General features: G+C 60.0%; 8 protein-coding genes and 1 pseudogene. 2 read left to right on the top strand and 7 right to left on the bottom strand.

Annotation, left to right across the window (positions count from 1 at the left end; translation table 11 throughout):
* Positions 1-99: 99 nt before the first annotated feature.
* Complete coding sequence (locus tag EC915_RS21250) at positions 100-876, bottom strand: ferredoxin--NADP reductase (RefSeq protein ID WP_133752476.1); 777 nt, start codon at positions 874-876, stop codon at positions 100-102.
* Between the two features lie 349 nt (positions 877-1225).
* On the opposite strand from EC915_RS21250, the gene EC915_RS21245 reads away from it, so the two are divergent.
* Both EC915_RS21245 and EC915_RS21240 read left to right on the top strand, forming a co-directional pair.
* Positions 1226-1471, top strand: coding sequence for a helix-turn-helix transcriptional regulator (locus EC915_RS21245; protein ID WP_256658799.1), 246 nt, complete (start codon positions 1226-1228; stop codon positions 1469-1471).
* 154 nt (positions 1472-1625) lie between these two features.
* Positions 1626-2750: a methyltransferase gene (locus EC915_RS21240; protein WP_133752474.1), complete on the top strand. Its 1125-nt coding sequence runs from the start codon at positions 1626-1628 to the stop codon at positions 2748-2750.
* 26 nt (positions 2751-2776) lie between these two features.
* Here the strand turns inward: EC915_RS21240 and EC915_RS21235 are convergent, their stop codons facing one another.
* From EC915_RS21235 to EC915_RS21210, 6 genes and pseudogenes are all read right to left on the bottom strand, one after another.
* Positions 2777-2959 (bottom strand): DUF2474 domain-containing protein, encoded by a 183-nt coding sequence (locus EC915_RS21235; protein ID WP_133752473.1) that lies wholly within the window; start codon positions 2957-2959, stop codon positions 2777-2779.
* 69 nt (positions 2960-3028) lie between these two features.
* Positions 3029-4036: a cytochrome d ubiquinol oxidase subunit II gene (gene cydB / locus EC915_RS21230; protein WP_133752472.1), complete on the bottom strand. Its 1008-nt coding sequence runs from the start codon at positions 4034-4036 to the stop codon at positions 3029-3031.
* A 3-nt stretch (positions 4037-4039) separates the two neighbouring features.
* The gene (locus tag EC915_RS21225) at positions 4040-5479 is read right to left on the bottom strand and encodes a cytochrome ubiquinol oxidase subunit I (RefSeq protein WP_133752471.1); all 1440 of its coding nucleotides are present in this window, start codon (positions 5477-5479) and stop codon (positions 4040-4042) included.
* 291 nt (positions 5480-5770) lie between these two features.
* Positions 5771-6418: pseudogene (locus EC915_RS21220) on the bottom strand (hemagglutinin repeat-containing protein); the annotation flags it as partial.
* A 206-nt stretch (positions 6419-6624) separates the two neighbouring features.
* On the bottom strand, positions 6625-7155 hold the full coding sequence (locus EC915_RS21215) for a contact-dependent growth inhibition system immunity protein (protein WP_133752469.1): 531 nt from the start codon (positions 7153-7155) through the stop codon (positions 6625-6627).
* Between the two features lies 1 nt (position 7156).
* Positions 7157-21250 (bottom strand): filamentous hemagglutinin N-terminal domain-containing protein, encoded by a 14094-nt coding sequence (locus EC915_RS21210; protein ID WP_133752468.1) that lies wholly within the window; start codon positions 21248-21250, stop codon positions 7157-7159.
* Positions 21251-21253: the final 3 nt, after the last annotated feature.

The following is a 21253-nucleotide window of genomic DNA, read 5'->3' as shown; positions in this document are numbered from 1 at the left end:
TACAACACATGCTTGGCGACGGGCTCAGTCCTGGCGAGCAAGCTCTCTCGCAAGCTTCTCTGGCCGTAGCCATCAGCGCGGAGCCAGCAAGCAGCTCCTTTACCAATAGTTCTCTACTGCCACCTGACCAGGCTTGCGGGTCAGCGCCAGACGCATATCACGAGTCTTCAGCAGCGCTCGGGTGTCATCGATCATTTGCGGATTACCGCAGAGCATGACCCGGGAATGCTCAGGGGCAAGGTCCACCCCCGCAGCTTTTTCCAGCTCGCCGTTTTCGATCAGCGTGGTGATGCGGCCATGCAAGGCCCCCGGGTGCTCTTCGCGGGTCACTGTGGCGATGAACTGAAACTTGTGGGCGTACTCGGCCAGATAATCGCGTTGCATCAATTCGGCGATCAACGGCTGATAAGCAAGCTCCTGCGCCTCCCGAACGCTGTACACCAGAATGATGCGTTCGAATTTTTCCCATACCTCGAAGTTCTGCAAGATCGACAGAAACGGCGCCACCCCGGTCCCTGTCGATAACATCCACAGATCTCGGCCATCGGTGAAGCGATCGAGGGTCAAATAGCCGACCGCCTGTTTCTCGACCATCAACGTGTCACCCACCTGCAGGCGGCTCAGCTCGCTGGTGAACTCCCCGCCCGGCACGACGATGGAAAAAAACTCGAGAAACTCATCGAACGGCGACGACACCACCGAATACGCGCGCCACACCGTGCTGCCATCAGCCTTGGTCACCCCCAGCCGCGCAAACTGCCCTGCCGTGAAGCGAAACCCCGGGTCGCGGGTGGTGCGCAAGGTGAACAGGCTTGGGGTCAACGGGGTCACGTCGAGCAGCGTTTGCCGGGTGAACTTCTCTGCACTGGCAGTCATGGGCGCTCCTGGCTCCTTTCACTCATTCAGGTGCGCACAGTTTCCCGCAAACCGCCGTCGATAAACACCGCGGGTTTGTAGTGGTATCTGGCAATGAAAGTCGGGGGCTCAAAACTGGCCATTTTTTAGAGCATTTCGCAATTGGGGTTATCGCGACCGGTTAGATCGTCCGCGCAACGACGTCGTAACCTTTTGATTGGCCGCGAGTTGCGAAATCTGCGTTGACCCGAGCGCCTTTCCGCTGGTCAGCAAGCGACAGACCAGAGCCGAACCACAGGGGATTCCTTTCCTAGACTTCAATCAAAACGGTAATGAATCAGATCAGCCATGGAGGCTTGGAATGGAATACATGAAACTGGACCTGCTACGGATGAGCCGAGCCGTCCCCCTGATCCACAGTGGCCTGACATTCAGGGAGATCGAAGTACTCAAGTGGTCGGCAGAGGGCAAAACTGCCGCTGAGGTGGCGATGATTCTGAATGTGAAGCTACGCACGGTGAATTTCCATATCGGCAGTGCCATTCGCAAAATGGGCGTCACCAACAAAACGTCGGCGGTGGTGCAGGCCGCGCTGCATGGCGTGTTCCAGCCTTAGTTTCGATAGTACTGGAAATGACAACGAAACCCCGGGTGCTAAGCCATAGCAAAACCACGTAAAATCGCCGGTTTCGCGAATCGGGATCAGGGGCGCTGTGTTCACAGGTGCCGAGTCACGGCTCGCGTCGCCCACGAATGGAATTCTCCAGCTCATGCCCCTGCTTAACTCGCCTTTCGCCCAGCTCGACCTGATTCGCCAGCCGGAGCAGTCGGACGAACCGTTACAGGCCTTCGATGCCGCCGACGAGTACCTGCTCAATCACCTCGCCGAGCATGGCCTGACACTGCAGACGCGTGTGTTGATCCTCAATGACAGTTTCGGCGCGCTGGCCGCAAGCCTTGCGCCGCATGCTGCGGTATCGAGCAGCACCGATTCGTTTCTGGCGGCACAGGCACTGGAAAAGAATCTGGTGCGCAACGGGCAGGCTTATGACGCCGTGCCGGTGATCCCGGCCAGCGCGCCCTTCGAAGGGCCGTTCGATTGGGTGTTGATTCGCGTGCCGAAAACCCTGGCACTGCTCGAAGAACAACTGATTCGTCTGCAGGGAAAGCTGGCGCCGGGAGCCAGGGTGGTTGCTGCGGGGATGATCAAACACCTGCCGCGTTCGGCCGGTGAGCTGATGGAAGAATACATCGGCCCGGTGCAGGCTTCGCTGGCGGTCAAGAAAGCACGGTTGCTGTTTTGTTCGCCTGAAGCGAAAGCCAACCAGCCCTCGCCTTTCCCGACCCGCTACACCGTGGACGACCCGAAGATCGAGCTGATCAACCACGCCAACGTGTTCTGCCGTGACGGCCTGGACATCGGTACGCGGGCGTTTTTACCCCACCTGCCGAAAAACCTCGGTGAGGCACGGGTGGCGGACCTGGGATGCGGCAACGGCATATTGGCCATTGCCAGCGCGCTGCAAAACCCTGACGCGCACTACACGTTGGTGGACGAATCGTTCATGGCGGTGCAGTCAGCGCAAGAGAACTGGCAGTTGGCGCTGGGTGATCGGGAAGTGCGGATTCGCGCCGATGACGGCCTGGCGGGCCAGACGCCTGATTCGCTGGACGTGGTGCTGTGCAACCCGCCGTTCCATCAGCAGCAAGTGGTGGGGGATTTTCTCGCGTGGCGCATGTTCCAGCAGGCGCGCGCAGCGCTGGTGACAGGCGGTGCCTTGTACATCGTGGGCAATCGACACCTGGGGTATCACAGCAAACTGGCGCGGCTGTTTCGCGGGGTGGAGCAAGTGGCAGCGACGCCCAAGTTCGTCATCCTCAGGGCCCGAAAATAACCGTATTCCTTGTATCGTGCTGCAACTTAATGGGACTTCATGCCCGCCGCGGTCATGAACATCCGCAACAGCATGGCGACGACGAACAGCGCCAATACACTGCCTGTCCAGATGATGACTAGCCAGCCAAGGCGCTGCCAAAGCGGTTTTCCCAGCGCCAAGTCTTCATCAGGCACAGATCGGTCGGAAAAAGATTCTTTACCGGACATCGTTAAACCCTCTTCTTGGAAACAGCGGCCCCGGTGCCCTCATAGAGATGTCACCGGGACCTTTGCTCACTAGTGGTAACCGTCTTCGTGGGTGACCTTGCCGCGGAACACGTAATAGCTCCAGAACGTATACCCAAGGATCAACGGGATGATGAACAAGGTGCCGACCAGGATGAAGCCCTGGCTCTGCGGCGGCGACGCGGCGTCCCAGATTGAGACCGAGGGCGGAATAATGTTCGGCCACAGGCTGATGCCCAAACCGCTGTAGCCGAGGAAGATCAGCACCAACGTCAACAGGAACGGCGTGTAGTGCGCGTTACGCTCCACCGCCTTGAACAACCCGTAGATGGTTGCCAGCACTAACGCTGGCACCGGCATGAACCAGATCAGATTCGGCGCACTGAACCAGCGATCGGCGATGTCCTGATGCGCCAGCGGAGTCCACAGACTGACAATGCCAATCACCACAAGGATGGCAAGTGCCAGAGGACGCGCCAGATCGTGCATGGCCTTCTGCAAGGCGCCTTCGGTTTTCATGATCAGCCAGGTGCAGCCGAGCAACGCGTAGGCCACGATCAGCGCCAGACCGCAGAACAGCGAGAAAGGCGTCAGCCAGTCGAGCCCGCCCCCGGCGTACTGGCGGTTAACCACCGGTATGCCGTCGATGTACGCCCCCAGCGCCACGCCCTGAAAGAAGGTTGCCACCAGCGAACCGCCGATGAATGCCTTGTCCCAGAGATGGCGTTTGGCATCGGTCGCCTTGAAGCGGAACTCAAATGCCACGCCTCGGAAAATCAGCCCGATGAGCATGAAAATCAGCGGCAGATACAAGGCCTCCAGCACCACCGAATAGGCCAGCGGGAAAGCGCCGAACAGTCCTGCGCCGCCCAGCACCAGCCAGGTTTCATTGCCGTCCCAGACAGGCGCAACGGTGTTCATCATGACGTCGCGGTCGGTCTTGTCCTTCATGAACGGAAAGAGAATCCCGATGCCCAGGTCAAAGCCGTCCATGACGACGTACATCATGATGCCGAAGATGATGATCACGGCCCAGATCAGTGGAAGATCGATACCCATGACTCAATTCCCCTCGCGCAGGCTGTCTTTATGGCCTTCTACGCTGCTTTCGTCAGCAGCGGAGAGAGGACGTGCTGGAGTGCGTTTCTGGCCGGGACCACCGTGGGGCGTGTCATCGCCTTCGTGCGTTTTCGGCCCCTTGCGCACCAGCCGCATCATGTAGCCGAAGCCGGTGCCGAACAGCATGAAATAGACCACCACGAACAGCACCAGGGTGATCGTCAGTTGCCCCACGCTATGGTGCGACGACGCGTTGGCGGTGCGCATCAGCCCATAGACCACCCACGGCTGACGGCCGACTTCGGTGGTGAACCAGCCCGCCAGCATGGCAATCAGGCCGGCAGGCCCCATGCACATGACCAGCCTCAGGAACAGACGATTGGTGTACAGCCCGCCACGCCAGCGCAACCAGGCGCTCCACAGGCCGACCGCAATCATCAGCATGCCCAGCGCGACCATGACCCGGAATGACCAGAAGATGATCAGCGAATTCGGTCGATCCTCAGGTGGGAATGACTTCAGCGCGGGGATCTGTTTATCCAGGCTGTGAGTCAGGATGAGGCTGCCCAGGTAGGGAATCTCTACCGCGTATTTGGTCCGCTCTTCCTTCATGTCAGGGATGCCGAACAGAATCAGCGGCGTCGGTTCGTTACCAATGTTTTCCCAGTGACCTTCGATGGCGGCGATCTTGGCCGGCTGGTGCTCCAGCGTGTTCAAGCCATGAGCGTCACCTACCACGGCCTGGACCGGTGCGACGATCAACGCCATCCACATGGCCATCGAAAGCATGCGGCGAATGGCCGGGTTATCGCGGCCACGCAACAGATGCCAGGCCGCCGAGGCACCGACGAAGAACGCGGTTGCAACGAATGCGGCAATTGCCATGTGCGCCAGGCGGTAGGGGAAGGACGGATTGAAGATCACCGCCAGCCAATCGACGGGTATGACCCGGCCGTCGACAATGTCAAAACCCTGTGGCGTCTGCATCCAGCTGTTGGAGGCGAGAATCCAGAACGTCGAGATCAGTGTGCCGATGGCCACCATGACGGTGGCAAAGAAGTGCAGTCCACGACCGACGCGATTCCAGCCAAAGAGCATGACTCCCAGAAAACCGGCTTCCAGGAAGAATGCGGTAAGGACCTCATAGGTCAGCAATGGCCCCGTCACCGCGCCGGCGAAATCGGAGAATCGGCTCCAGTTGGTGCCGAACTCGTACGCCATGACCAGACCGGAGACCACACCCATGCCGAAGTTGACGGCGAAAATCTTCGACCAGAAGTGGTACAGATCGCGGTAGGTATTGTCGTGAGTCTTGAGCCACAGGCCTTCGAGCACCGCAAGGAAGCTCGCCAGACCAATGGTGATGGCAGGGAAAAGAATGTGAAACGAAACAGTGAACGCAAACTGAATTCGGGCGAGATCGAGCGCCTCTAAACCGAACATAGGTCTTCCTCTATCAGGTTATACCGGCTTCAGACGCGAGCCTTCAGCCACTGCCCCACAGCCTGTCGATGACGACGCGCGATTGTTCTTTTGGTTTCGCGCCCATGTTTGACCGGACAAAAATGACTCAGGGGGTGTGTCCAGATGCACGATCAATCAACGCTCAAGGCTGTATTGACGCAGATCAACTGACTCAGAAAGAGTAGTCCCATTTCGGCACTTGAACCGCGTGGTCTTTTGTCGCGTGACGAGTTGTCTCACCCTACAGGTATCTGCACGCCATTCATTCCCTTCGGTCGCGGCCATGGCGATATCGCGTTTGGCATCGATCTGGCTGGCGATGGCGTTGATGTCGCGTCCCGCTTGTACCGAGAGGTCTCGGCCTGCGCTGACGGTAGAGCCGATCTGGGTGATGTCGCTGTTGGTGTGTTTGCTGTTCAGCACGAGGCTGTCAGTCAATTGGGTTGCGGCGGTGTTGACGTCTCGGCCGGCGTTCAGCGTCATGTCGCGACCGGCTTGCAAGGTGCTGCCGATGTTGTTGATGTCTCGCCCGGCAGAAACGCTCAGGTCGTTGGCGGCTTCGATGCGGGCGGCGTTATCGGCGTACTCCTTGTGCAGTTGGCCCCGCACGTCGCTGTCGAGCGAAGCGACGCTGCGCTCGTTGGTGACATCGCCGCCGATGGCGGTGACAGTGACATCGCGACCGGCGATGATGCCGCCCGCCTTGTTGGTGACGTCGTTGCCCGCGAGCAGGTCCAGACGGTTGCCGGCGGAGATCAGGCCGCTGTTCAACAGGTCATTGCCAGCGGTGGCGGACAGGTTGTTGGTGGCCTTGAGGGTGCCGACGTTGTCGAGGTTCTGGCCGGCAATGAGGGTCACGTCCTTGCCGGCGATCAGCGCGCCGTTCGGGGCGAGACGACCAATTGCCTGGCTCACGAATCACCTTCACTTAAATATTTTAATTCCCTACTCATCAAACATTTTCTGTGTTCTATCAGCCTGAGCCTTCGCAGTTACTTCCCAGCACGCAGTTAAACTGTTTTGACTTAACACGTTAGGCCAGCCAAAGGAAGGGAGGTTTACACTAAGTAGATAAAACAACACCAGCACGAAGCCGGTGTTAGATTAATCGAAACCTCTACACATTAAGTACACCTACTAAAAGCCAAGCGCAGGGCCGCACCTATATCAGAAGGGCTACTACCGCTGGGGATAGTGACATAGTTACTCTCACTTATACCCTTACCACTCCAGGCTTCTAGCTTTTCGTGATGACTGGGGCGAATAGTGATCTGATCACTCTTACTTTCGATACTGCATTTTTTCATATCTTTAAATAATGCACGCTTGGTCTTGTAGCCATAGCGCTCCAAAGTGTTGCCAACCCATTGATCATACCGTTCATTGGTCAGGTTGTAGTCGTAGAGTTCCATATCAAAAGTAGCTTCAGGATGAATCCAAACATCCTTTCGCGGCTCGGGAAGCACAAATCGGCTATGAGCCAAGGCGTCAAGCACAGCAAGGCCTAGCTCTTTATCGGCAGCGTCAGGGCTGAAAAAATGCTCCACACCTTGCGGATCTGCTTGGCTACTTCGATAGCCAGAAAAAGTTTTTACGGAAATGAAATCTTTATTCATTTTCGCATCTGCCCAAGCTGTTTTTACGACATCACTCATCTTAATCTACCTTGGTAATTTTCACCGTAACGCCTTTGCTCTGACCATACTCAATAGCTCTATTAATTTGATCCCACTGAGCACTCGTCGTAGCCTTTGGAACTGCCACTTGCAATTCACGACTAGTAATTTGACTAGAGGATACTGTTACGTCTTTCAAACCGTACTCAGTAAACCCTGCGGCGGTATCAATATTTCCTTTGAGTGATGAATATACCTGGCTCGGATTGGCCATTTTAGCCACAGTGGTCGTATCAAGTGTTTTTGCACTAGTCGCAACACCGGTCGTTCTATCAAAAAAGTCAAATGTCTTAAAGTTTGGGGGTAGTCGAGAGCCAGCTGGCAGTTGCGTCCCAAGGTAATCCTCCCAAGGCATGCCCTGTCCTTGGATACCCTTACCCCACTCAATCCCAGTAGTAGCACGGTCTACCGCTCCGCCAGTTGCTTTTGCACCAACAGCAAACCCTGAACTAGCCTTCCCCAGTATAGCCCCTAATCCTAAGCCAGAAAGCTCTCCGGCCATGAACTCGCCCCACGCTTTAACGAACTCGGTCGCTGGCTGGACACCTTCAAACCCTTCACCCCGCGCGAGCGCTCGTCCGGCATCAGCCATCTTTTCAGCTGAGTATCCCTGGCTTTGCATGTACTCCATTTGGGTAGTAGCGGCTTGCCCATACGCGGCTAAACCTGGCGGCAGATGATCGCCGAAGTTGTACTGGGTACCGTTCTGCGCCACCCAGGCGCCGGTTTTCAAGCTTTCACCATCGGCGCCACTCTGGGTGGATGCGGCAAGTAAACCGACCAACTGCGAGCTCATGCTGAGCAGATTAGGATTGCCTTTCACCAACTCATTGAGCTCGGCCACTACGGCCTCATTAGCCCCAGCTGCCAAAGCACCAGTCTTGAAGTCACCACCGCTGACTTTGGCCAACAGCCCGCCGACCATGGCGTGAACCATGATCTTTTGAAGGCTGCCGTCGGCAGCTGGAACATAATCCCCCACGGCGTGGAAGCTGGCCGCAGCCAAGGTATTGAACAACGTGCTTTGCAGTGCATCACCCAGATCACCGCCTTGGCCCATTATCTTGCTCAGTGCCGCCGAGGTGCCATTCTGTAAGCCCTGATTGATCGCGAACTGACCAATTCCTTTCCAGGTACTGAGGTTGGTGGTGATTTTGCCAGTCACAGGGTCGGTGGTGACACCGGTCCATTCATCGAAATAGCTAGCGGTCATCCCCGCCGTGACGCCCGAAATGACATACCCTTTAAGGGCTTCGGTTGAGGTCACGTCTCTTATGACAGCACCTAGATTGCCCTTATTGTTGATCGTACTGACGGCAGCACCACCAGCGGCAGAGCTTGCCACCGCCGTTAGCGCTACGTTGCCCCATCCAGCGGCAGTTGCCATTCCCGCAGCGGAGGTCCCAGCGGCGGCCATGGCGGTACCAGAACCTGCTGTGGCACCGGCTACTGTGCCCAATGCCGCACTCGCTGCGCCAGCGGTAAGAACCGTCACAATAATGATGATCGCCAGCATTGCGCCCTGGCCCAAGCTCGAGTTGCTGTACTTATAGGCGTCGTGAGTTTCCTTGATCAGCTTCCAATCAACATCCCCCCGCTTCTCCGCATCCTTCAACCAGCCCAGATCGGGATCAGCCTTGACCATCGCATCAATCGCCTGGCTAACCGTCTGCTGATTAACCTGCTTGACCTCGATATGCAGGCCATCCACCGCATTGATTGCCACTGCGCCTTTGGCGATCAGCTCACTCTGTCTAAGGGTCTCATCGGTCTTGCCCTTGCCGGACATCGAGTTCCACGCAAGGCTGCTATTGCTCTTCTCATGACTCTCCTGATGAAGGTCCTTTACGCCCTCGAAGTTGATCGCCCCGCCGCTGTTAATCGTCAGGTCGTTACCGCTATTGAGCTTCGCGACCTGATACTGCTGATCGCCGCCACTCATCAGCACGAGGTTGCCGCCAGAAGAGATTTCACTGCTGACGTTGGTGACTTGCGTCACTTCGTCGTGCTTGGTTTTCTTGGCGCCGAAGGAGCCTTTTTTCTTCATGTCGTAGAGCGAGTAATCGTTGTCCTGCGCGGCCAGGACTTCGAGTTTGTTGCCTGCTGCCAGATAGGCCTCGTCGTTGGCGGCGATGCGGCTGGAGGTGACGGCCAGGTTTTGCCCGGCACTCACTGCAACACTGCCACCTGCCGTGATCTCGGTCTGGACCTGGCTGACGTGGTCTTCCTGGCGCTTGACCTTCTTGCTCTTGCTGTACGAGTGCTCTTCGTCCGCCGCCGAGCTGATGGTGACGTCTTCGGTCGCGGCCATGGCGATATCGCGTTTGGCATCGATCTGGCTGGCGATGGCGTTGATGTCGCGTCCCGCTTGTACCGAGAGGTCTCGGCCTGCGCTGACGGTAGAGCCGATCTGGGTGATGTCGCTGTTGGTGTGTTTGCTGTTCAGCACGAGGCTGTCAGTCAGTTGGGTCGAGGCTGTGTTGACGTCTCGGCCGGCGTTCAGCGTCATGTCGCGACCGGCTTGCAAGGTACTGCCGATGTTGTTGATGTCACGCCCGGCAGAAACGCTCAGGTCGTTGGCGGCTTCGATGCGGGCGGCGTTGTCGGCGTATTCCTTATGCAGTTGGCCCCGCACGTCGCTGTCCAGCGAAGTGACACTGCGCTCGTTGGTGACATCTCCGCCGATGGCCGTCACGGTGACGTCGCGACCGGCGATGATGCCGCCCGCCTTGTTGGTGACGTCGTTGCCCGCGAGCAGGTCCAGACGGTTGCCGGCGGAGATCAGGCCGCTGTTCACCAGGTCATTGCCGGCGGTGGCGGACAGGTTGTTGGTGGCCTTGAGGGTGCCGACGTTGTCCAGGTTCCGGCCGGCAATGAGGGTCACGTCCTTGCCGGCGATAAGCGCGCCGTTCGGGGCAAGGCGACCATCGGCTTGAGCCAGATACAGCACCGGCACCAGCACGTTTTCGCCATTCACTTCGCGCTCTTCGAGCCAGACGATGTCGTGGGTCAGTGCCGCCACTTGCTCGGACGTCAGCGATATGCCGACGGTCAGATTGAGTTGGGTTTTGCTGGCGATGGCGTTGTTCATCAGGTACTTGAACTGATCCTCGTTGGAGGTCTGTCCATCGATGAATGCCTGGCCGGTGCGCGAGGTGACGGCTTGCTGCACCAGACGCTGTTCGTAGAGGCCGTCGCCGAGGCGCTTGGCGCTTTCGTCGGGGTTGTAGCCCAGGCCCGCGAGCAGGTAATCCGAGCTCATGAATTGCTTGAGGTCGGTGAGCACCGGGTTGGTTTCGATCAGGTATTTGCCGGTGTTGGGCGTGGCTGCGGTGGAGGGCAGGCCCTGAACCCTTTCGACCGTCTGCGCGCTCGCCGACTGGCCTGGGCTGATGCCGGTGGGGTTGGCGCCACTGATGACGCTGATGCCGGGAATGGGGGTAACGCCTGTCGAGCCCGGAATTCCTGAGGCGCCAGTAACGCCTGTTACGCCTGTGACACCGGTAATTCCGCTGACACCTGCTACGCCTCTCACACCTGTAACGCTTTCGACACCTGCGACTTGGTCGACGGCTGCAATGCCGCCAGCGCCCGCCTGGTGGCTGGGAACCGAGAACCCGCCGCTGCCGGAATCGCCCGGTGTGGAGATGTTGAATGCCGATGCATCGGCGTTAATGGCCGAGGGATTTCGAGATAAATCGCCGAGCTGCCGACTTGTGCTGAGTGCCTGATTCGCGGAGGCGATTTGCAGGCTGCTGCCCTGCCCGACCGGAATGGCTTGGTCGCGCTGAGCGGTTGAAACACTGGCGCCTGTCATGGTCCAGCTTTGCGGTGCGGCGGTGGGTGCAGCAACAGTGGCGTTACTGCTGCCCTGCCCGCTCAGGCGGAACAGGCCGTTCTGACCGGTGGGGAGGCTGAATCCCGGAAGCGCGGTGGGGTCGACCTGCTTTTGCGCGAGGTCGGGAGGCAGTTGTGCGTTCAAGCGAACGACGACGGTCTGACCGGTGCCGTTGGCGTGGGTGTCGGCGACTTTGTTGGTGCCGCCGGCTGAAGCGTAGTCTTCGTGAATGACGCTGTTCTGCAGGTCTTTGGTGGCGGTGATCGCCACATTTCCCCCCGCCTGGATGACGGCGCTGCGGCCGGCGTTGCCGGTGCCGTCCTTGGCGACTTCGACGTCGCTGACGAGCTGATACTTCGTTATTGTAGAAGGTAGCTGTTGAAGATTACTGCGATCATACTTCGACTGTGGGACTTTCCAATCAGCTTCATAGGGTACCAGGGCGTTTAGTAAGTACTGCTGAGTAATCGCATCCTTCGCAACCCAGGAATATATTGGAGAAGGACTATCGCCACCGGTCAGCCCCTCCTCAATCATAAATATTCCTTTACGTAAGTTGCCTTGACTATCTCCGTAATAAAAACCAGGGAAGTCAGGATCATTACTTTGATTATAGCTAGCTACCGAAGCAGATGAGCGATAGTAGGTTCCGTCGCTAATATCACCAGAAGAAAAAATCCTAGTTCTTTCGACCGTGCCACTCACCGCTCCTATATTTTTCACGTTGTCAGCTTGAATGGAAATATTACCGCGCGCGCTCACGGTACTTTTACTGTTTATGAAGCTGCTGCCAGTAAAACTTAGGTCACTACCAGCAGTAATCAGTGAGGATGCACTGGTATCGCTATCCTGGCCTGCGTCGTAGTTCTCCCGCGCAATGTAATTCACCCGGTAAGTGTCACCTCTGCAGTCAAGGCACTGCACCGCAATAAACCCGCTCACCAGGGTGCGGCCGACCGCAAAGTTCTGCGCGCCGCCGGAACCCTCGGTGCGGTTCTCGAATGCCGTGGCATTGATGGTGAACGTGCTACCACTCTCCATCGAACCGGAGACATTAGAGACTTGGTCGGCACGTGCAGTCCCGTAACCGCCAATGGTGAGATCACGCAGGCTATAGAAATCGCCTTTCGTGTTGGTCAAGGCCCCGGTGTTCAGCTGCATGTTCGCGCCGCTGAAGATCAGCCCCTGATTGTTGTTGAGCATAGGCGTCGTGATCGCGAGGGATTGGCCCGCGCCCAACGAGCCGGAGTTGGTGACGCTGCCCGCATTAACGAACAGATCCGCACTTGAAGTCAGGCGGCCGTAGTTGGTTACAGACCCGGCCACATTGATATCCGTCCGCCCCCCCCCCGCAATGGAGGTCGGCGCATTCAGATCCAGTCGATTCGCGCTCAGGCCCAACGTCCCCAGGCTGGTCAGTCGGCCGTTGCCCGAATACCCGCCCGACAACGAGACATTCATTGCTCCGTCGCTGGCAATCAGCCCATCGTTGACCCAGTTCCCGCCGGTCCCGACAAACGCCGTGGACGCCAGCAGCTGACCCGCTGCGGTCTGGGTGAAGTTGTTGACGTTGACGTTCAACGTGCCGGCCTGAAGGACGCTGCTGTTGGTCCAGGTGTCGGCGTTGAGGGTCAGCACGCCGCGAGTGACCAGGCTGCCGCCGGCGTTCATGACGTTGTCGGTGGACACGCCGAAGTTGCCGCTGCCGACATGCAGAATGCTGCCGCCACCGTTGAGGAGGCTGCCGACGCCCACAGCGAGGTCGGTGTTGGCGGTTTCCAGAGCACCGTTGCGGTTGTCGAACAGGCCGCTGATTTGCAGGTTGGTCAGGCCGCTGGTGCCGAGGGCGCGCAGTTTGCCGGTCTGGTTGTCGAGGCTGGCGGCGCTGATGCTGAGGGTGCTGTCGCTCTCGATGATGCCGAGTCGGTTGTTCAACGCGCCGGCGAGGCTGAGGTCGATTTGTTGGCCGGCGATCTGCCCGTCATTGTCGCCGCTGTTGTCGAAATTGTTGCCGGTGACGTTGATTCGCTGCCTGGCGTACAGGCCGCCGTTACGGTTGTCGAAGTTGCCGCTACCGGTGTTGATCAGCGCGTCGCCGCCTTGAGCCGACACCCGGCCGCCATAGTTGTCGATGCCGGCCAGCGCGCGGATGTCGAGGCTTTGCGCCTGGGTGATGCCGCCCTGACGATTGACGTCGTAGCCGTTTTTCAGCACGCCGGTGATGCGCGCGACGAAGGCGCTCTGCAGGCTCGACAGCACGCCGCCACGGTTGTCGACATTGTTGGCGGTCAGGTTGAGGTTGCCGGCCTGGGCGATGATCCGGCCGTTCTGGCCGTCGATGTCGCCGTTGACGGTCAGGTCCAGCGCGCCCTGGCTTTGCAGGGTGCCGCTGGCGTTCGCGAGGCTCGCGGCTTGCAGTCTGAGGTTGGCGTTTTTGCTGTAGATCAGGCCGTCGTTGGCGTTCTGTACGGCGCCGCTGGCGTTGACCTGAAGCTGGTCGTTGGCGGCCACGGTGCCGCGATTGCTATTGTCCAGACCGCCGGTGGTAAGGGTCAGCGCCCGTTGGCTGGCCAGTTGACCGCCCTGGTTGTTGATCTGGGCGGCGCGCTGAATCAGCAGATCCCCTGCGCTGGCGAGCTTGCCATTGGTGTTGGTCAGGGTGCCGAGCAGGTCGAGGGTGACGGCGGCGTTGCCCGCGACGGTGCCCGCGCTGTTGTCCAGGTCGGTGCCGGTGAAGCTGATGTTCTGTTGCGCGTTGACCGTGCCTGCCGCGTTGCCGAGGCCGGCGGCATTGATGATCAGGGCAGCGCCACTGTCGATCAGGCCGTTCTGGCCGTTGTCCAGCACGCCGCTGACGTTGAACGTCTGGCCGCCGCCGCTGGACAGGATCCCGCCGCGGTTATCGACACTGGCGGCGCGAACGCTGAGGGCTTTCTGGCTGACCAGCGCTCCGGCTGCGCCATTGAGCAGCGCGCCCGTCAGGTTGACGCCGACGTCGCCGCTACGGCTGGAGAGTGTGCCGCTGTTGCGGTTGTCCAGTGTTGCGCCACTGACGTTCAACCCTGCCCAACCAGAGATGAGACCGGCCTGATTGACCAGCGTAGTGGCGTTGAGCACCAGGTTCTGGTTGCTGATCAGTCGGCCGCTGCTGTTATCCAGCGTTCGGCCGGTCAACGAAAAACCCTGGGCGCTGGACATCTCGCCAGCCTGGTTGTTGAAGTCGCGCATCCGGTTGACGTTCAAGGCGCCTTTCGACGTGATAAGCCCGCGCTGGTTGTTCAGGTCGGCGCCGTTGAGGTCCAGCGTCACGGCGCCGTCACCCAGCAGCCGTCCGCCGTTCTGGGTCAGGCTGTTGAGCGTGAGGGTCATGTCGCCCTTGGCCGAGACTTCACCGCCGTCGCTGGAATCCAGCGACTGAGCGTTCACATGCAGCGTGCCCTTGCTGTTGATCAGGCCGGTGGTGCGGTTGTCCAGCGAACCGGTGTGCAGAGTCAGGTCAGTGCCGGCGAGCAGCAGGCCGCCGCGGTTGTCGAGATCGACGGCGGTGGCGTCGAGCGCACCGGTCGCGTTGATGAGCCCGTTGCTCTGATTGGTCAGCAGGCCGTGAACATTCAGGCCGAAGTCGCTGCGGCTGGTCAGGGTGCCGGCGCTGTTGTTCAGCGAGCCTGCATCGATGTTCAGGCCGGCGGCGGCGATCATGCCCTTGACGTTGGTCAACGCCTGGGCGAGGCGGACGGTCAGCGGCTGGTTGCTGAGCAGTTTGCCGTTGCTGTTGTCGAGGCTGTCGGCGCTGAAGGTGAAGCCCTGAGCGCTGGAAATTTCACCCTTCTGGTTGTTCACGCCAACCAGGTTTTTCAACAACAGAATGCCGGGGGCGTTGATCAGACCGTTCTGGTTATTCAGCTGGCCGTGATTCAGGTCGAGGGTCAGGTCGGTGTTGCTGAAGAGCATCCCGCCTTGTTGATCCAGCCCGGTGACACTGGCCGAGAGCGCGCCGTTACTGCCGATGCTGCCGCCGTCGAGGTTGCTGACCTGAGCCGCCACCATCTCCAGGGTCGAGGCGCTGCTGACGCGGCCGTTCTGGCTGTTATTGAAGTCGCCGGTGTGCAACAACAGCGCGCCTTTGCCGCTGATGCTGCCACTCTGGCTGTTGTCGAGGGTGCTGCTGTTGAGGGTCAAGCCGCCATCGGTGACCAGCTTGCCACCTTGGTTGCTGACCGCCCCGCTGCTGGTCACGGTCAACGCACCGGCACTGGAAAGACTGCCGCCGTTGTTGGCAACCGAAGCGCTGCGCACGTTCAGGGTGCCTTCGCTGTCGATCAGGCCCTGGCTGTTGAGCAAGACGCCGCTGAGGCCCAGGTCAATTTTCTGCTGACTGACCAGATTGCCGCCGCTGTTGTCCAGCTGCGTGCCGGTGACCGTCAGCAATGACTTGCCGGACAACACGCCGTTGGTGCGGTTGAGCAGCTGATCGACGGTCAGGGTCAGGGACTTCTGGCCGATGACGCGGCCTGCATCGCTGTTTTCCAGACGCTGGCCGGTGACGCTGATGTCGTCCTGGCTGGACAGCTCACCGCCGCGGTTATCGATGTTATTGACGTTCAAGGTCATGACGCCGTTGGCGCTGACCAGGCCGTCCTGGCGGTTGTCGAGGCTTGCGCCGGTGAGGTTCAGCGCGCCCAGGGCGATCAACTGGCCGCCTTGTTGTTGCAGGCCGCCGATGTTGGCGATCAGGTCCTGTTTGCTGGCGATCTGGCCCAGGCCATTGTCGACGCTGGCGGCATTGAAGGTCAGCTTGCCGTCGGCCACCAACGTGGCGTTGTGGTTGTTCAGGGCGTTGCTCACGGCGAGGTCAAACGCACCTCGGCTGCTGAGCAGGCCGTCGGTGTTGTCGAGGCTGTCGCTGCGGGCGTCGAGGGCCGCGGCGGAAATCACGCCTTTGACGTTGTTGAGCGCATGGGCAACACGCACGATCAGGGCTTGATCGCTGAGCAGTTTGCCGTTGCTGTTGTCGAGGCGGTCGGCGCTGAAGGTGAAGCCCTGGGTGCTGGAAATCTCGCCGTTCTGGTTGTTCACACCGACCAGATTTTTCAACAACAAGGCGCCGAAAGAGTTGATCAGGCCGTTCTGGTTGTTGAGCTGGCCGTGGTTGAGATCGAGGGTCAAGGCGCCGTTGCTGAACAGTTCACCGCCCTGTTGATCAAGGCCGGTCACGCTCGCGCTGACCGATTTAGTCGCGGCGATGCGCGCGCCATCCTGATTGGTGACCTGGCCTGCGCTGAGGGTCAGGGTGTCGGCGCTGGTGAGCTGGCCGCCGTGGCTGTTATCAAAGGCGCCGGTGTTGATTACCGCGCCGGTTTTGCCGGAGATCACGCCCTGATTGCGGTTGTCGAGGCTGGCACTGGCGAGGGTCAGGCCGCCATCAGTGGTGATCGAGCCTTGCTGGTTATTGACCGCGCCGGGGGTGGCGATCGTCAGCGCGCCCGCGCTAGACACACTGCCTGCGGCGTTCGACAGCGATGTCGCCTTGAGGCTGAGCGCGGCTTCGCTGCTGAGCAAACCTGCGTCGTTGAGCAGCACGCCGTCAAGGTCGACGGCCAGACCGTTCTGGCTCGCCAGGGTACCGGCGCTATTGTCCAGCGTTGAGCCGGTCAGTTGCAGGGTGTCGCCGAACAACATCCCTTTGGCGCGGTTGATCAGACGATCAACGTTGAGCTGCAACGCCGTGCCGGCGATGACTTTGCCGGCATCGCTGTTGTCCAGTTGCTGCGCGGTGATCGTTACGTCCTGCTGGCTGGACAGCTCGCCGCCACGGTTAGTCACGTTGCCGACGGTGAGTTTCAGCGCTTTTGTGGCGCCGACCAATCCTGCGCCACTGTTATCGAGGGTGTTGCCGGTCAGCGTCAGATTGCCCTGAGCAACAAACTCACCGCCCTGCTGAGCGAGGTCGCCGACGTTGGCGACCAGATCCGCCTGGCTGGTGATGCGGCCAGCGGCGTTACGCACGCTGTCGGCCTGGATCTGCAACAAACCGGCTGCACTGAGCAGGCCGTTCTGGTTACTCAATTGCTGGCCAAGGAACGCAATCCCGCCCTTGCCGCTGATCAAACCCTTTTGACTGTTATCCAGCGCATCGATGAACAGCTGCATGTCCTTGGTGGCACGCACCGAGCCGCCGCGGTTATCGACCGTGACGCTGCGCAGGGTCAATGCGTTCTGGGTCGAAATAACGCCGCCGCGGTTGTCCAGCGACCGGCTTTGCAGCACCATTGCGCCTTTGGCCTGAATGCTGCCGCCCGCCTGATTGTTCAGCGCGCCGGTCAGTGTGAGGGTGACATCACCGTCGGACACCACCGTGCCCGACTGACTGTTGTCCAGACTGCTCGCGGTGACGGTCACGCCATCGGCGGCACCCAGCGTTCCGCTCTGACTATTGATCGCGCCGCCGACGCCCAGGGTCAGGCGTTCATCGGCGGTGATCTGACCGCCAGCGTTGTTCAGACTGGCCGCCGTGACATTGCCGATCTGCGCAGCGGACAGCTCGCCGTTCTGGTTCGACAGCGCAGCGCCGACCACGACATTCAACGCTGCATCGCTGCTGATGCTGCCATCGTCGTTGAGCAGCGTGCCGGTTTGCAGGTCGATGCCCTTGCCGGAGATCAGTCCGCGCAGGTTGCTCAACTGTCTATTAACCCGAACGCTCAACGCTTGTTTGCTGATCAGCGAGCCGTCGTCGTTTTGCAGGTCGTCAGCTGCGAGGGCGAACGCGTTGAGGCTGGAAATTTCGCCGGAGCGGTTGTCGACGCGGGTTAGGTTTTTCAGCAGCAACTGCCCCGGCGCCGTGATCAAGCCACTCTGGTTGTTGAGCAGCCCGCCGTGGAGGTCCAGGCTGACATCGCCGTTGCTGTAAAGGTGGCCGCCGTTGTGCTGGTCCAACCCGGTCACAGACGCCGTCAACACGTTCGCACTGGCAATGCGCCCTGCGTCGCTGTTATCGACGTGCTCCGCTGTGAGCAGCAGTGTGCCGGTGCTGGTGAGTGTCCCGTTGCGGTTGTTGAACGCAGCGGTGTTGAGAGTGACGCCAGCCCCTGCGATTCGACCGCCGTTGCTGTTGTACGCCTCGCCGGTTTGCAGGTTCAGCTCACTGACGCTGGTCAGCGCGCCCCTGCGGTTATCCAGGCTGGCGGCGTTGATGCGTGTGCTGCCGTTGGCGGTGACCGTTCCCGAACCGTTGAGCAGTTGCCCGGCAATGTCCGCCGACAGGGCGCCAACACTGGTTACCTTGCCCTTCTGGCTGTTGTCGAAGGTTTGCGCAGTGATCGCCAGATTGCCGTTGCTGGTGATCAGGCCACCGCTGGCGTTCCACAGTTGGCTGGCGGCTATCGACAGATCGCCCTGGCTCAACACCTGACCGGCTTGGCGGTTATCAAGACTGGCTGCCTTGAGCTGCACACCGTTGGCGGTGATCACCCCGGTTTGATTGAGCAGCTGCCCGGAAATGTCCGCAGACAAGGCGGCAACACTCGATACTTTGCCCTCTTGGCTGTTATCGAGATCCTGCGCGGTGATCGAGAGACTGCCGTTGCTCGTAATGAGACCGCCGCTGGCGTTCCATACCTGAGGGGCTGTAATGGTCAGCGCGCCCAGACTCGCCACCTGACCTGACTGGCGGTTATCCAGGGCGTTCGTGTTGATCTGCACACCGCTGGCAGTGATCAAGCCGCCGCTGTTATTCAGCAGTGGACCGGAAATGTCCGCGAACAAGGCCGCGAGGCTCGACACCTTGCCCTGTTGGCTGTTGTCGAGGTTTTGAGCGGTGATCAACAGGTTACCGTTGCTGGTGATCACACCGCTGCTGGCGTTCTTCAGCTGACTGGCGGCTATCGAGAGAATGCCCTGGCTCAACACCTGCCCACCCTCGCGGTTATCCAGGGTCGTCGCGTTGATCTGCACACCGTTGGCGGTGATCGACCCGCCGCCGTTATTGAGCAGCTGTCCGGAAATATCCGCTGACAACGCTGCCACACTCGACACCCGGCCCTGCTGGCTGTTGTCGAGCTCTTGCGCGGTGATCGACAGATTGCCGTTGCTCGCAATGAGACCACCACTGGCGTTCCACACTTGAGTGGCCGCAAGGGTCAGCGCGCCCTGACTCGACACCTGAGCGCCTTGGCGGTTATCCAGACTGGCTGTTTTGACCTGCACGTCACCTTTGCCGGTGATCGACCCTGCGCTGTTGAGCAGTTCTTCGGAAATGTCCGCAGACAACGCCGCCGCACTCGACACCTGGCCCTGCTGGCTATTGTCGAGCTTTCGCGCGGTGATCGAGAGGTTGCCGTTGCTGGTGATGACCCCACCGCTGGCGTTCCACACTTGAGTAGCCGCAAGGGTCATACCGCCCTGGCTCAACAGCTGACCCGCCTCGCGGTTATCCAGGCTGGCTGCCTTTACCTGCACGTCGCCGTTGGCGGTGATCAACCCGGCGCCGTTATTGAGCAGTTGTCCGGAAATATCCGCCGACAATGCCGCCACACTCGAGATATTGCCCTGTGTGCTGTTGTCGAGATCCTGCGCAGTGATCGCCAGATTGCCGTTGCTGGCGATCACGCCACTGTTGCCATTCAAAAGCTGACCTGACGCGATGGTCAGACCGCCCTGACTCAACACCTGACCGGCCTGGCGGTTGTCCAGGGTCGCCGCTTTGATCTGCGCGCCATTAGCCGTGATCAAACCGGCGCTGTTGAGCAACTGCCCGGAAATGTCCGCTGACAACGCCGCTGCACTCGAGATTTTGCCCTGCTGGCTGTTGTCGAGGTTTTGCGCAGTGATCGACAGGTTGCCGTTGCTCGCGATAAGGCCGCCGCTGGCGTTCCATACTTGAGTGGCCATAAGGGTCAGGCCGCCCTGACTCAGCACACGACCGGCCTGGCGGTTATCCAGGCTGGCGGCGGTCAGTTGCGTACCGGCCTGGCCGCTCAATGTGCCGCCCTGGTTATTGATGGATTGCCCAGCGCTGACCTGTAGCGTTCGGCTGGCGACCACGTTGCCGGCGTTGCGTAGGTCCTGCGCGCTGATCGTCACATCGCCGGCGCCGTTGCGGCTGTTGTCGGCATTTACGCCGGCTTCGACGATGGCGGTGTTGGTCAGCTGACCACTGGTGGATAGCTTGATCTGGTCACGGGCGGCGACGTTCTGCTGAATGTTCAGTTCATCGCGGCCTTGCAGGTCGACGCTGCTGCCATACACCGGGCCCTGAACCTGAGCGTTGAGGGCCTTGACGTTGACGGCGCCGGTCGCGGCGGACTGGGCCATGTTCAGCTGGCCGTTGGCGTCGATCTGGATGTCGCCGGCGCTGGCCGCCAGATTACCGGCCACTTTCACGCCGACCCCAGCTTCGGTACCGACCAGACGAATGGCGCCGGCATACATGCCACCCAGCGCAGAACTGTCGATGGCCAGTTGCGGTTTGGCGCTGCCGTCGTCAGCCAGTGCCGTGGCGTTCAGGGTCTGCGCGTCGACGTTGTTGCGACCCGCGATGATGTTGAGTTTGTTGGCGTGCAGCTCGGCGTTGATCTTCGCGCTGCGGGTGATGATGTCGAACTGATCGAGGTTGCTGGCATCCAGCCCTCCCCCTTCGATGGACACGCTGCCGCCTTCGACGCGGAAATGATCGAGACGGCCGTTGTCCAGCACCGGCGTGCCGGTGGTGAGGGTCGCCCGCGGCGTGTTGATGAACCCGCAACCGTTGCAACTGATGCCATAGGGGTTGGCGACGATGACGTGAGCGGCCTGCCCGGCCACTTCGGTATAGCCGTTGAGCTGACTGGCGTTGGCGCCGGTGACTTCGTTGAGGATGATCGACGCGGCCCGACCGTTAAGGTTCGGGTTGCCCACCACGATGCCGCCCAACTGCGTGCTCTGGGTGCGGGCGGTGGCGTTGTTGAGGATCACGCCCTGGGTGCCGACGTTGTACTGCTGATACTGGTTGTGGGAAAGACCGCTAGCATTGGGCGCCGCGATGTTGACGATGGGCACGCCGTTCCCTGCCTGACCCAGGGTGGTGTTGGTGGTGCCGCTCACCGCGATGCCGTCGGCTTGGGCCAACAGCGGTTGCCAGAACATGGCGTTGGCCAGAATCAAGGCGATCCCGCGCTTGGGCATGCCCCAGAAGCGCGGGCGCTCAGTCAGCGCAGCAGAAGGCTGACGCACGAGGAAATCGAAGTGGCGGACGTCCATGTC

The sequence above is a fragment of the Pseudomonas sp. LP_7_YM genome, assembly GCF_004364435.1.
In the GTDB taxonomy this organism is placed as follows: domain Bacteria; phylum Pseudomonadota; class Gammaproteobacteria; order Pseudomonadales; family Pseudomonadaceae; genus Aquipseudomonas.
This window is presented reverse-complemented; position numbering and strand designations above follow the sequence as displayed.

What these genes read in the sequence shown, in the direction of transcription:
- EC915_RS21250 (WP_133752476.1), bottom strand. Translation starts at nt 876, where the DNA reads ATGACTGCCAGTGCAGAGAAGTTCACCCGGCAAACGCTGCTCGACGTG.
- EC915_RS21245 (WP_256658799.1), top strand. Translation starts at nt 1,226, where the DNA reads ATGAAACTGGACCTGCTACGGATGAGCCGAGCCGTCCCCCTGATCCAC.
- EC915_RS21240 (WP_133752474.1), top strand. Translation starts at nt 1,626, where the DNA reads ATGCCCCTGCTTAACTCGCCTTTCGCCCAGCTCGACCTGATTCGCCAG.
- EC915_RS21235 (WP_133752473.1), bottom strand. Translation starts at nt 2,959, where the DNA reads ATGTCCGGTAAAGAATCTTTTTCCGACCGATCTGTGCCTGATGAAGAC.
- cydB (WP_133752472.1), bottom strand. Translation starts at nt 4,036, where the DNA reads ATGGGTATCGATCTTCCACTGATCTGGGCCGTGATCATCATCTTCGGC.
- EC915_RS21225 (WP_133752471.1), bottom strand. Translation starts at nt 5,479, where the DNA reads ATGTTCGGTTTAGAGGCGCTCGATCTCGCCCGAATTCAGTTTGCGTTC.
- EC915_RS21215 (WP_133752469.1), bottom strand. Translation starts at nt 7,155, where the DNA reads ATGAGTGATGTCGTAAAAACAGCTTGGGCAGATGCGAAAATGAATAAA.
- EC915_RS21210 (WP_133752468.1), bottom strand. Translation starts at nt 21,250, where the DNA reads ATGGACGTCCGCCACTTCGATTTCCTCGTGCGTCAGCCTTCTGCTGCG.